Source organism: Paraburkholderia sp. SECH4, assembly GCF_030511745.1.
GTDB classification, from domain to species: Bacteria; Pseudomonadota; Gammaproteobacteria; order Burkholderiales; family Burkholderiaceae; genus Paraburkholderia; species Paraburkholderia madseniana.
The window spans coordinates 21,213-34,085 of sequence record NZ_JALOCP010000060.1; the positions used below are offsets into that span (position 1 = coordinate 21,213).

11 protein-coding genes and 1 pseudogene are annotated in these 12,873 nt (G+C 59.0%); 6 read left to right on the forward strand and 6 right to left on the reverse strand.

The features are described from left to right. Positions 1-185: 185 nt before the first annotated feature. The 3 genes and pseudogenes from M0D67_RS39405 to M0D67_RS39415 form a co-directional block, all read right to left on the reverse strand. Complete coding sequence (locus M0D67_RS39405; protein WP_266242879.1) at positions 186-2,159, reverse strand: helix-turn-helix transcriptional regulator; 1,974 nt, start codon at positions 2,157-2,159, stop codon at positions 186-188. Between the two features lie 568 nt (positions 2,160-2,727). Continuing rightward, positions 2,728-3,645, reverse strand: a complete 918-nt coding sequence (gene trfA, locus M0D67_RS39410; protein WP_266242882.1) for a plasmid replication initiator TrfA — start codon at positions 3,643-3,645, stop codon at positions 2,728-2,730. A 639-nt stretch (positions 3,646-4,284) separates the two neighbouring features. Then, a pseudogene (locus M0D67_RS39415) lies at positions 4,285-4,505 on the reverse strand (recombinase family protein); the annotation flags it as partial. A gap of 69 nt (positions 4,506-4,574) precedes the next feature. Between M0D67_RS39415 and M0D67_RS39420 the strand changes: the two are divergent. Beyond that, positions 4,575-5,078: a hypothetical protein gene (locus M0D67_RS39420; protein ID WP_266242883.1), complete on the forward strand. Its 504-nt coding sequence runs from the start codon at positions 4,575-4,577 to the stop codon at positions 5,076-5,078. Positions 5,079-6,174: 1,096 nt separating this feature from the next. On the opposite strand, the gene M0D67_RS39425 is transcribed toward M0D67_RS39420, so the two are convergent. Continuing rightward, a complete protein-coding gene (locus tag M0D67_RS39425; RefSeq protein ID WP_266242884.1) occupies positions 6,175-6,750 on the reverse strand; it encodes a hypothetical protein in 576 nt (191 codons plus the stop codon). A gap of 441 nt (positions 6,751-7,191) precedes the next feature. Between M0D67_RS39425 and M0D67_RS39430 the strand changes: the two genes are divergently transcribed. The 4 genes from M0D67_RS39430 (at position 7,192) to M0D67_RS39445 (ending at position 10,680) form a co-directional block, all read left to right on the forward strand. Further along, complete coding sequence (locus M0D67_RS39430; RefSeq protein WP_266242886.1) at positions 7,192-8,052, forward strand: hypothetical protein; 861 nt, start codon at positions 7,192-7,194, stop codon at positions 8,050-8,052. 86 nt (positions 8,053-8,138) lie between these two features. Continuing rightward, positions 8,139-9,545 (forward strand): hypothetical protein, encoded by a 1,407-nt coding sequence (locus M0D67_RS39435; protein WP_266242887.1) that lies wholly within the window; start codon positions 8,139-8,141, stop codon positions 9,543-9,545. A 32-nt stretch (positions 9,546-9,577) separates the two neighbouring features. Then, positions 9,578-9,742: a hypothetical protein gene (locus tag M0D67_RS39440; RefSeq protein WP_266242890.1), complete on the forward strand. Its 165-nt coding sequence runs from the start codon at positions 9,578-9,580 to the stop codon at positions 9,740-9,742. A gap of 92 nt (positions 9,743-9,834) precedes the next feature. Then, positions 9,835-10,680 carry a ubiquinol-cytochrome C chaperone family protein gene (locus tag M0D67_RS39445; protein WP_266242892.1) on the forward strand — a complete coding sequence of 282 codons (846 nt, stop codon included), beginning with the start codon at positions 9,835-9,837 and terminating at the stop codon, positions 10,678-10,680. 151 nt (positions 10,681-10,831) lie between these two features. Here M0D67_RS39445 and M0D67_RS39450 read toward each other — a convergent pair whose 3' ends face one another. Next, the gene (locus M0D67_RS39450; RefSeq protein WP_266242894.1) at positions 10,832-11,083 is read right to left on the reverse strand and encodes a hypothetical protein; all 252 of its coding nucleotides are present in this window, start codon (positions 11,081-11,083) and stop codon (positions 10,832-10,834) included. A 218-nt stretch (positions 11,084-11,301) separates the two neighbouring features. Between M0D67_RS39450 and M0D67_RS39455 the strand changes: the two genes are divergently transcribed. Beyond that, entirely contained in the window at positions 11,302-12,201 is a 900-nt protein-coding gene (locus tag M0D67_RS39455) for a hypothetical protein (protein ID WP_266242896.1), read from the forward strand. Between the two features lie 92 nt (positions 12,202-12,293). Here the strand turns inward: M0D67_RS39455 and M0D67_RS39460 are convergent, their stop codons facing one another. Next, positions 12,294-12,848 carry a WYL domain-containing protein gene (locus tag M0D67_RS39460; protein ID WP_308112631.1) on the reverse strand — a complete coding sequence of 185 codons (555 nt, stop codon included), beginning with the start codon at positions 12,846-12,848 and terminating at the stop codon, positions 12,294-12,296. Positions 12,849-12,873 lie beyond the last annotated feature (25 nt).

Genomic DNA, 12,873 nt, shown 5'->3' on the forward strand with positions numbered 1-12,873 from the left:
ACCAACAGGTTCACGTATCTGTCGTGAAATTGCGAAGTCCAGACCGTGCGTCAGCTATCGGCGCAGCCGTTCCCCGGTAGCCGAGGCGTGCGAGCACGCGCTGAGCTGAAGCCGGTTTGCAGTGCTGCATCCAACAGGCTGGCAAAGGCCGGATGTCGAATACAACGCCCGGCCGTGCAGTCGCGTCACATCCGGGCGAAGGCGGAGTCCAGTAGCTTGTGTACGAAGTTGCCGCCATCGGAGGGCCGCAGATGCGCGTAGTGGGCCTTCACCGTGTCGACCTCATCGTGGAGAACGGCGGCGGCGGCATCCCATGCTCCTGGTGCCTTCTTCAGTGTGGCAGTGCCGATGATGTAACGAAATCCATGTGCACCGATTCCCGGGCAGTCCCACAAATACCGGTGAGTCAGGAAAAAAATCCGTTTGTTCATGGACTTCCATACCCCGACGTAGCCCTCTGACTGTTCTTCCGATGTAGACAAGAAAACGAAGTCCACCTTGTCTGCATCTGGCAACATGGGGCGATAGACATGCAGATAGCGTTCAATGTCTCCCCAAACCACGCGGTTGACGGGCATGTCGTAGTCCCGGCTCCTTGCCGCTCCCCTGGCATTCTTGAATGCACGCTTTTCAATCCGGATGAACCAACTCCCATCTGGACGGCGATAGATGTTGCCAGTGTTGTCGGCGCGATAGGTGAGCAACTTCATGTTCTTGGCGCGCAACGGATTCGACGTCATCAGTTTGACGAGGAGCAGGTCTCGCGCCCAAACGACCTCGCTAATGCCGCCAGTGGTCGGTCGACAACTCTTCATGCGCGAAATCATGTCCGCGACCGCCTCCAGCGGGTCGTCCAGCTCCAGCACACTCTTGATGGGTGCCATCGGCTCCCTCGAATGCTCAATACCGGCAACCGATAGGTTCTTATTCGTCTTGGAGGCCCATGCATGAGCTTCCAGACAAGCGTCCTGCCAGACTCGGGGGCGGTGAGCCTCGGGCAGCCGCTCCCGGAGTTCGGGCATCTGGGTGAGGTAACCATGCTGGGGATGGTTGAGTGACCCGATGAGCTTTGCGAAGTCGAGCACGCCCGCATGCACTTTGTCTCCGGCGCGCTCAATTCGCCATTTCAGATACCGATGCGCCATCTGCGCATTCGACAACCAGGCCAGGGTCTGGACATCGTCACATGTGAGCCCGGCTCCGCCCAGCTGTCGTGCGCGGGTGAGCCACCCAAGGTAAGAAGTCACAACCTCCCAAACAAACTTCGCCGTGGGAACGAATCTACCTTTCGTGAAGCAGTACCAGTTGCGGTCCGTTTCCTTTTCGATGATTAGGTCTGTCGTGACCCAGACTCCGCGCGGGTATCGTCGAAGGTCTGGCAGCTTTTCCGTTTTGTGCACGACCAAACTTAACCATTCCTGAGCCAAGGAATCGGAAACCTGCTTCAGACGGTACATGTCCTTCGAAAGAGTGGCCAATCTTTCCCGATAGGGAATTTTGGTCGGCGGCGTGCTTTCGAGCGGTTTAAAATTCCGTCGCTCATATGCCGGGTCTAGGAGTGTATTCGGCTCCAGGGCGAAGAACCGCTCAAGCCGTTTCAACGAAGGCACCGCGCGAGGATTCGGCAGCGCTCCTTTGACCCAGCTGCCAAGGGTCGACTTAGAAATGCCTACCGCTCGCGCCAGACCTGCCACAGTCGTCTGGCTTTGCGTGAGCAGCTCATTCAGCGTTGACTGAAACGGGGACATGCAGTCTGCTGCGGCTGCCTCAATGCGGTCGAGATGCGTTACGAGTGAGCACCACTTCCCCATCAAGCTTTTGCGATTTGCGATGTAGCTCTTGTCGCGACCCTCGACTTGCAATTTCTCGACGTGGAGTCGAAGATTTCGGTAATACGAGCGGCGGAGCAACGAGCCGACAGCGCTGTCTTCGGAAACGCCGAAGGTAGCCAGGAACGCCCGAAGGGCAGATTTCAGGTTAGGTAGAGCGGAAGCGGGCGTTTCGCCATTCGCCACGCGCTGGTGCATCTTTTCCGAGAGTTCGCGGAAGGTTAGAGTTGAAACAGCAGACATACGTTTTTCCCGTTTGCCTGCCCGAACCGTCCGGATTGGTCGTCTCTGCGAGCTATTAAGAGTGACCGGTATGAGCAAATTATCCATCGCCGTAACTCCTTGACGCGAAAGGACAATACGGCAATTCTATCAAGCATCACCGTGCCACGAGGTATGCTCTATCGTTCATTATCTTGTCCTCTTCATACCTGAAAACCAGAGTCGGGCAAACGGACTCGCAAACGGTATAGCTCGACAAACCGGTATGAAGGCATAACAGAGGCTTTAAGGGGGCTGCCAATCTTCCTTCGGTTAGAAAATGTTCCAGGATTGGGGCGTAGTTCTGCTGCAAGGAGATGCCTACGCCGTCCAGATTGCGGACTCGTCAGCGGTGGAAGGAGGTTGCGATATGTTGAGGTCATCGAGATGACCACCCTACAACTCTCGCCCAGTCACATCATGAAAAATTTGGACTGCCTGACAATTGCAAGTTCCCCGATATGCATGGGGTGGTTTTTGCGAGAACGGAGCGCGGCGCTGACGGCGGACCGGTGCAATAGCGCCAAGAACTGCAGGATGGGCGCTCAGTTGGGCGTTTTCGAATCACTAACGCCCTTCCTTGCCGATGACTGCAAAGAACAGCGCTTATTACCACGTCATAATGCACGCGCTCGTTTCAGATGTCATCGTACTGTTCCTCGGCGCGGCCGTTGATGACGGGTGCGACGACCTTCTGGCTCGTAGCCTTCGACGAGGTTTTCGCGGTCACGCCTTTTTCGACAACAACCATCCACGTCCTGGTTTTATCGAGGTATTCGAGCGTACATCTGGTCCAGCCGGTTTCCTTCTGAACCGCTTCCAGTGCGGTACGGAGCACGACGCGCCATTTACTCGGCTGCATGGTTTCCCTTCCCATGATGCGCCGCAAAGTCTCTGCCTTGAGGTCAAAAGGGGTCGCGTGCGTCGAGTAGTACGCGTGGATACCCTTGGCGAGCGGGTCACTCAACTTGTTCCGCTCGCACCGGCGAAGCAGCGTCCACTGATTCTTATGGAAGAGCCGGGCCAGTGTGATATCGAGCAGCACGTCGTAGTCGAATTGCTGCACCGAGTTGGCTGCTCGTGAGTAAATACTGAGAATAAGGCTCGATTTCCCCTTGTAAAGGCCGGGCACGTCGAACTCGAACCTGGCTTCATAGAGTCGGTTGAGCGAAGCGTCGAGGCGTTCCCCCGTGGTTCCCCCGCGGGCGCGGCCGAGCGCCTGCAGGAACTCGCCCCTGTTGAAGCGCACATGGTGTTCTTGACTCGTGTTGCCGTCTTCAATGAACACGCGTCGCAGCAGTTCGTAGAAGACATCGGCGTCGCCTTGGTCGAGCTGCTCTCCGGCGGTCTGGAAGACCGTGATTCCACCCGTTTCGGTTGTCGCCAGTTGCGTTCTCTCCGAATACCTTGGCCGCGGACTGAGACGGCTCCAGGCCTGTGTGCTGAAGATGGCGCAGCGCGCAAGGGTGTGAGCGGTGATGAAATTCTTCCCGGGGCCGTAGGGAAGAGAAAGCTGGGGCCACGATGTTGGCAGTTCGATTCGCGAGTCCGGCATTGGTTAACTCCATCTGGATTCCATGGCCGCCCGATAGACGGCAGTGAGTATATGTCCGGATGGTGTGCATGACGATGCTGCTTGGGAGTTGAGCGTAGCGGGGTGGGGCAATCTGGCTACGAGGCGGGGGCGATGTGGCTGAAAGGCGGGGCAATGTGGCTAAAAGACGGGGCGATGTGGCTTGGGCCAGTAGCAGAACAATGAGGAAATGCTGCCAGTATTTGCCGGCTGGAAGCGAGCAAACCATAAACTAGAGAAACTCAATCTAGGAACTTCTCGTATTAACGCAGCTCGCTTCGCTCGCCTTCGCCCAGGCAGGCGTCGCGGTGCCTGAGGGCAGGCTCTGCTTTCGTTTGTCGTTTTTGCTTACCAGGACTGGCGAATGTCATGGCGCAGGGTCGAGAAGAGTGCGTCGCTCATCGTTAGCGTATAGCGTCGGATAGTAGAAGTCTGCTAATCCCCGTCGTCACCGGCCCGAACGCTGGCACGCGTCGCTTCGTCGGCCCCCACTCCTGGTCAGCCGGCATCGGTTTCTGGATTCAGTCCATCCCTCGTGAGTTCGGGTCGGGGCGATGTGGCTAAACAAGGCCGACATCATTGCGCTCCCCTACTGCCTGCATCGCGATGGCGTTGATACGAATCGAGGTCGCCGACGAGGCGAACAAGGTCCTGCAGGTTACGGCCCAGCTGGTCCAGCCGCCACACGACCAGTGTGTCGCCTTCGCGCAGAGCCTTCAGGCAATGCTCGAGTTCCGGCCTGTCTGCCGTTTTACCGCTCCCTTGTCTTCATAGATACAGGCCGCCCCTGAATCCTGCAGCGCGTCTCGCTGTAGGTCGACGCGACAGGTTGAATTGTCGATTGCGCCACTCTATAACCAGAACGTGCGGCTGGACGCTCTATAGCCGAAGCGGTGGCCGAGGAAATGCTCATGCGCCTCGTTCGGAAAATGCTGCGCCCGAAGCCCGACGGCAGTCTTGTCTCGCCGCGCGCGACCGTGGCCGCGTGGCTGGTGATGGCCTGTTTCGTGGGCTGTGCCACGCCGCCGCCCGACGCATGGGTCGCCGCCCGAGAGCAGTTTGGCAGTGCGCCAACCCCCAGCAACGCCGACAACGTCAAAGTCTCAGGCCTCGGCTTCTCGCTCAATCGCCCGGTGGTGCTCCGCGTCGCGAACCTGCCGAACTACACACAGGACATCGTGTGGACCGTCCCGGGAACGATACATGCGGGCAGCGATGGCTCTCTCGACTATTCCTTCACGCCGCCGTGCTTCTATAACGTGGGCGACTATCCCGTGATAAGCCTCCCGATACGCCTGCTCGCGACGGATGAGGCTGGCTGGACGGTGTATGACGACACGCTGACCGCGCAGAGCTTCGCGTGCGATGTACCGCCGGTGTGGTTCAACCCGGGAACGCCGCCACATCAAGAATGAAGCCCTGCGCGCGCACTGGGCCGACCGCGGCCATGATAGCCGTGGACCCTGGCGGCGGAGTTGCTTCGGCGACTCGGCGGCAGGCCACTAGGCGCTTCAGCCGCAATCGGAACTCAATTTTGGACAGGCGGCGGACTTTCCGCGCATACCTCTCAGTTCTTTCTCATTTGATAATTGCTGTTATCACTTAAGAATTTTTGACGTCTTTACGGTTGGTTTGCCTTTAGGGAAAGAGCTTCGGCTGAGTTTGACGGGGCGGACGCTGTGCCTTGTAGCTACTCCGGACTGCACGGGCTTTCAGGTCGGTAAGCGGCGAGTTGATTACTCGAGCCGCTTAGTCAGCGTGAACGGCTGGCGGATGTTCGTGCTGGGCACACTTTCAATCAAATTTAGGGAGAGGCGGAACTGCGACAATTGTCTTGTCCGCGCGCCGTCATAGTGCCCGTCGGGCCGGACCGCTTTGTCCCCGTTATGCTTGTTCAAGTGCTTTTGCAAGCGACCCACGGGCATCGGTGGACCTCCCGATGCCCGTCATCACATCCAGCAAGCGCCGTAGAGGACTGATGCCTTCCTCGCCTGGCCGCGCGTATGGTATATGCCCCTTAGAAAAATGGGCCGCGCCGCGTCTAGGTCTCGTTACGCTTCCACCACCGAGACAATCCCACGGAAAGTATCATTTCCGCGAAAAAACGAGCGCACTTTTGATTCTGCCTCGTCGGCCGATGTAGCTTCGACTATCTTTGAGCCCCAAAGCCCGCCTTCACGCTCGTAAGTCACTTTCCATTTAGTCAACTTTCACCTCTCAAGATTATTTGGTTACATGCGCGACATCAGTCTGAGACCTGCGCTTTCAAGGAGCCACTCGTGTCGAATAGCATTTAGCCGCGAGCGACGCCCATGTTTATCGGCATCTTCAGACTAACCTTTACATGCAAATCGCGACCGAATCAGCCATGCAATTGTGAGGCGCCCCCCAGGAGCCAAATTCTCTTTGGCCGCTGTGACTGTCCGCACTATGCCGTAGCCACGACAGCGAAACATATACTGCCGGGTTGGGCGCGCTGTCTAGGAGGGCGAGTCGAGCAGACGCACGCTGTTATGCACGGCGGCGCGCAATAGTCCGCTCCCGTGTGCAACCTAGGTAATCTTTTCCGGGTAAGGCGCGCGCGACATCCAGGTCCCGGGTCGCCGCCGCGGTCATCTGAACTTTGAGCGCACGCACATCCAACATCCGGAGCCAGTCACACTTCAATTGGTTGAAAAGCATACTGAAGAGACCGCAAGGGTTCAGGCCAAGCACGGCGGCGTCGTCTGAGGCCGTCGCTTGCGCGTACCAATGCCTTCCATCCCGCTCCAGAACGTCTGCCGCATTCAGGCGCGCGACGACTTTGTCGTTGTGCGCACTGCGGTCAAGCGTCGAGGTCCGACCCATACAGAGTACAGAAGCGGTCATCGCTACTTCCTGCTGCGAGTGCCGAGCCGGCATTTCTGTCATGTCCGGGGGCGCAGCAGTGGCCATCTCGCACGCCATTAGACTGCGCACGGCATGCTCGCGAATCCAGTGTTCAACCTGCTGTAACTCCTCGTTGAGAATGCGAAGTCCGGCTAGTTCGCGCACCGTCAGGTCGCCAAGCGCGTGAACATATTTGTGCATCTGTGGCATCAGGTCCAATTCCCGTTTCCGTTATCAACCGAGCCTCATCGTGCCGCGCCCCCGCATGGCGGCGCGAAGTGATTGGGCAACCGGTATGCATGATTACGGCGCAGCGGGACATTTCTTGTCCCTCATGTACGCGCACCTGGTCCTGCGTGTTGACGGCTGACGACGATGCGTTTTTTTTCATGGCGTGTTGGCATCGGGACACGAACTGTCCCGAACGGGTTTCAGTATCCGGCCTCAAGCGGCACGCGTGCACTCGGCCTGTGCCCCTCAGGAAAGGATTGTGCATTGGTCTAAAGTTGGACGCCACCCGCGCCGATAACCCGAAGGGTTACTTTTCGTCTCGATGACGGGAAGTGATTGAAGCATGCAGTCGCAGTATGCACCCAGTGCGATATTCCGGCCCGGGGTTGCCGACGCGTTGAGGAAGACAAATAGAAACCGGAGAGTTACATGCTTAACAGAGAGGCAGCATCAACCGCCCGCAATCAACTCGAGGCGGCTGCCAGAGAATACGATAGGCGCCAGGGCGACGTTCAGGGGCTTGCCACCGCGCTCTATAACCTGCGCCGCGATAGCAGCGAACTGCTGATTGGCGCCGTCGAGAGCTACGTCAACAGCCTCGCTTCTACGCCGAAAGAATTCGACCGTGCGTTTGCCGAATACAAGGTCGAGTACCGTACCTTCGAAGGTGTCATCGCAGAAGTCGACCGGCAGATGCACGACATCAACGTGACCGGTGGCGCGGCCACGGGCGTGGGTGTGGCCGCCGGTGCTTCGACGGCACTGCTGGCGCCGACAGCTGCTATGGCCATTGCAACGACGTTTGGCACCGCTTCGACGGGCACGGCCATCGCCTCGCTGTCTGGCGCCGCAGCAACGAACGCCGCACTCGCATGGTTGGGTGGTGGGGCACTGGCCGCAGGCGGTGGCGGGATGTCGGCAGGCAGTGCACTGCTTGCATTGGCTGGCCCCATTGGCTGGACCCTGGCCGGAGCCGCTGTAGTTGGCGGTGGCATCTTCGTGTCGCGCGCGAACGCGAAGGTTGCGACAGACGCACATGACCGGCGGATACCCATCGAGAAGGGCATTGCCTCGCTGAGGGTAGCCGCGGGCGAAATCGAGGGTCTCAAGAATCTGACGCTTACCCACACCATCGGCATGAAGTCGCTGCTCGGCAAGCTCCAGCAAACAGCGCCGGCAGACTATGGCCAGTTTTCCGCGGAAAGCAAGGAAGCGCTGGGCGCACTCATCAACCACGTGCGGTCGCTGTCGACGTTGCTGAACAAGACCATTCTGTCGAACGCTTCGTAAGGCCAGACATGACTATCGACTCTACTGCCGGAGTTGCGGGAAGCGCTACATTGCACGCGGCGTCTGAGCCTCCCGACACGTCTGCTATGGCCGACCAGGCCGCGGGCATTTTGGTCGGTGGCCTAAACAGCGCGCGCGCGGCTTCCGAGGCCGTATTGCAGGCTGCCCAGGACAAGGCGTTCGACAACGCGCTGGAAGCCATGGATACATTGCGCAGGTTCATCGGCGACCCAAGCAAGATTCTCGGCCGCATGGACACGAAACACGGCGAAATAGCTGAGCAGGTTGAAGTCGGCGTGCGCCGCGCACGCGATTTTCTTGCGCAGGTGTCACCCGGCGCGACGTTCGACGGTGTTGGGCGCACGGCGCCGATGGACTACAGCATCGACGGTATCGACGTTCAGTCGAAGTTCATCAACGGCGCTAATAATGGCCTGAAGCACGTCCTTGAGCACATGGACATGTACAAGGACTTCGGCAAGGACGGTTTTTATCACATCCCCAAGGACCAGCACGCCCAGATTCTCGAGGTCCTCAAGGGTAATACGGGCGAGCTCAGCGATAAGACCGTGCGCGCCATTCACGAAAAGGTTGCGCAAATCGAGTTCGCTAGCGGCAAGCCCTTCGCCGAGGCCGTACAACCCTCCGTGTCGACATACAGTGAGGTTCAGCTTGGCAAGGTGGACGAAACTGTCAGCCATCACGAGCAGGACCTCAAGCAGCAGAACGAGGTGCTGAAGGACCAGATTCGCCTTGAGCACGAGCCGTCGATTGCGGAGGGCGTGAAGGCAGCGGCCGGCGCCGCGGCGGTTGGCGCAGCTGTCAGCCTGACCACGAAGGTGTGGAAGAAGTATCAGGAAGGAAAAAACATCTTCGCCGGGGACTTTACCCTTGAGGACTGGGAGGAAGTCGGCCTATCCACCGTTAAGGGTGCCGCGGGCGGGGCAATCGCGGGTGGCGCCATCTACGCGTTGACCAACTGTGCGGAAATGTCGGCGCCGTTCGCCGGCGCCTTCGTCACTGCGGCCAAGGGTATGGCTTCGCTTGTCGCGGATTACCATGCGGGGAAGATTTCGCTCGACGCGTTCATCGACAACGGTATGTTCGTGTGCAGTGATGCAGCCGTCGTGGGTCTTTGTACGGCAGCCGGCCAGGCGCTCATTCCGGTACCCGTGCTTGGCGCAGTTCTGGGTTCCATCGCAGGCAAGTTCATTTCGACCTTCATCGGCAACAAGGCTCGCGAAGTCACCGACCGGCTTGCCGAGCGCATGAGCCGCATCGTGGCTGCACTCGACGAAGAGGTTCGCAAAGTCCTCCAGTTGTTGGAGGAAGAGTTCAACCGGCTGGGCGACCTGACCGTTGCCGCGTTCGACCTGTCCGCCAACACGCGTCTGCTTGAAGCGAGCCTCACGCTTGCTCGTGCACATGGCGTGAGTGAGTCGCTTCTCATCAGGACCAGTTCAGACTTGGACGCCTTCATGACGGGGCCGTGAGCGCGGTCGTTACCTAACGGAGACATGCTTGCATGACGATTTTTTGGACAGCGCTCACGACTGCGCTCTATGGCTGCCTCGAGGTTCTGGGCACGTTACTCGGCACGGCGCTTGCCGCGGCATTTGTCTGCTTTCTAGTCGCGGCGCTCCTGGCGGTGGTTGTTGAGATATTCAGGCAGCAGACCGCAGCAGCGTAGTACCGGCCAACCTGCTCTGACGCCAGCCGCGTGCCGGCGTACAGGACATAGCATCGCGCACGTTGCGCGCGCATCAAGGAACAGGGGTTTAAATGGATACTGCATTTCTGAAGGACTCAGGGGACCTCGCGGCGCTGTTGCAGGCCGCCGACGTTGATGACCTCGACGCGCTTGTTGACTACATCACGGATAACGGCGCGGGGCGCGTGGCACTCGCGAAGGATGTGCGCGAGCGATTCGTCGCCTGCAAGAGTGCTCGCCATTACCGGGCGGCCGACCGCGGCGCGATTGCCAGCGAAATACTGCTTTTTGGTGGCAACTCGATTGCCAACATGTTCCGTGGCGGCAAAGGTGTGTCCTACACCGAACTGGTCGGCGATGTGGGAACCCACCTGAGGGCAACTTACGCCAAAGGCGCGGACGTCGCGACCGTTGAGGAAGCAATCCTCTCGAAGCTGTATTACGACGCCGTGAGCAAGATGACGCCAGAGGAACGGCAGCAGTTCACAGCGGATATGGGAACGTTCGGGGATGCGAGGACCGCAGCAGATTCGGCTGGGTTTCCGGCCACCCGCGCGTACGTCATGTCGGTGGCTGTGGCCAACGCCATGGCCGCAACCCTTATTGGTCGAGGGTTGCCGCTGGGCATGAACGTGGTCGCTTCCCGGAGCGCGGGGTTGTTTCTTGGGCCCTTCGGGATGGCTCTCTCGAGCATCTGGACCATCGCGGAACTCGCTAGCGCTGCCTACCGCGTTACCGTACCCTGCGTAATTCAGATTGCGCATATCCGGCAGAAGGCCATGCGCCGGGCGCTCGAATGCCAATGCAGCAAGTGCACCAAAATTAACGCGTCTGAGGCGAAGTTCTGCTCTGAGTGCGGCAATCCGATGCCGCAGAAACCTGCTCCGTCGACGGCGCTCGTAGCGTCTGCGTTCTAAGCTGACCCTGGCTTCGAAGCAATCATGAAAAAGGTGCACCCCCGGCAACGTCGAGGGTGCGCCTCTTTGTTTTGAGTCTGTGCTGCAGACTTGCAAAAACCACTTTTGCCCCGGCGCCGGCCGTGGCTGACCACGCTAGGTCGACGGCGGCTCATTTCTGACACTGCGCTTCAGTTGCGCTTTCCAGTAGTTTCGGCAAACGGGCAACACGTGCGCGCTGTCCGGGTGTCAGGCCAGACGTTGCACCAATCTGCGTTACTCTCGTTTGCCAATAGTGCTGTCCGAGTACCCTCGTCGCGCCGTCTATTGCCAGTACGCGCTCGAGATGCACGATTGCTTCGTCGATGTTCTTTGAGGTGTAGGGACTCGTCATAATCGCGGTTCCTGCTATCGTTGACTTCATTCGAATTTTCCATACCTGTTGGGTCGCAACAGGGCCATTCTTCCCGCTCATCGGGACACAAGCTGTCCGCATCGCCGGGTATCTTTGTTCACTCTCGCTAGAGTGACTGAGCGTCCAAGCGCGCTGTTCGAATGTCTGTGACTCAAGTGCCGGCGCCAAGCGCCGTTAACCAAATGTAAGCCCGAGACGGGTCAATAAGAAGACAAACCGAGGAACACATGACCGACGAATTTGACGAAAAATCCTGGAGCCTGAGCGCTGTCCTGCAGGTTGCAGACAACGAAGACCTTGATATCCTGGTCGACCACCTCACCGATAGCGGCAAGGGGCGTAGCACCCTCTCCACGGTTTGCTGTCAGCAGCTTTTGGCGTGCAGAAGCGCGGGGGTGTATGGGCACAGTGACCGCAATCTCATGGCCGACGAAATTAGGTTGTTCGGCGGCAACAGTGTCGCCAATACGATGCGTGGCGGAGAGGGCGCTTCGTACCATGAAATCGTCGGCGATGCTGCAAAGCATCTGAAGCTGGATGTCCACGGGTCGGAAAGTGTGCCGTACGTGGAGGCCCAGATTCTTCGCAGGTTGCTACTGGATGCCCTCGATGGCATGTCCGATGCACAGCGTCGGTCCACTCTCTCGGATGTCGGGCTGGGGGATTTGCCAGGAACGACGCGTGCCGAAGTCGCCAGCGCGCTGCGCGAAGCCCCCCTGCACGGGGATGTTCGCTTGAATGTTGCCGCTTTCGTCGCCGACAGCACGGCAACGTCAGTTCTTGGTCGGGGGATTGCCGTGGGCGCAAAGGCGGGGCTCGCGCCGACAATTGCAGGCGGCCTCGCTCTGGGCACGGCCTTCATTCCACTGGCATTGGTCTTCGGCGTGGTAGCGCTAGCGAGTGCCGCGTACCGCGTAACCGTACCGTGCGTTATCCAGGTGGCGTACATCCGGCAGAAGGCGTATCACAAGAGAGTGACCGGGGTCTTCCTCGATGTGGTCGGGGCCGCCGCGTCGTCGGAGAAGAAGCCGTGGATGCCGCCCGCGCCGAAACTTGAACTCCCGCGAGCCAGCTACCCCAAAGTCGGGCGCATCAAATCGTATCCGGCTCCTAAGGGCCGGAGCTAAGCCGGCCGTGCTCAGTGACCCTGCAGTGTTGTAGCCGCGAACCTTTTTGCCGGCACGAGCATCGTTGCAGGAATCCGGACGTATGACGCCGTTTACTGAGAGTAGCGCGTGCCGAGCTTGCGGTATTCGGCGGCAAACTCTTCACGTAGCGATTCAGGCGAGAGGATTTCGACGCTCGCGCCGAACGAGCGCAGCCACCAGCGCAACTTCAAGCTCGGGATGACGGTACCCGTCACCCTGAGCCTCCCGTCGGAGAGCATCTCCAACTCCTGGTCTTTCGCCATCGGCGTTTCCTTGAGATGGTTTCCAGCGTTGCCATCAAACGCAATACTCAGCTGTACCGCTGGCTCAGTCAGGAAGTTGAATGCCTGCTCGCCCTCGATATAGGTGCGCAGACTGAAGTCTTCGGGGTAGGCGAACGATTTACCCGATTCAGCCGCCGACACAATCCGGTCGAGACGGAAGAGGCTCCGCAGCCATTGAATCTTCGGCTTGTCCCTGCGTGGCTCGAAGGAAGGGTCTTGCGCGACCATATACATCACGCCGGCCGACTCAACCAGCGCGAGCGGCCAAAGCGTCTTCGGTCTCAGGTCCTCTGTCTCAGGCTTACCCGCTGGTTGCGTATTTCGGCGAACGTGATCACGGATTCCGGTTGAACGTGATCAGTGAATC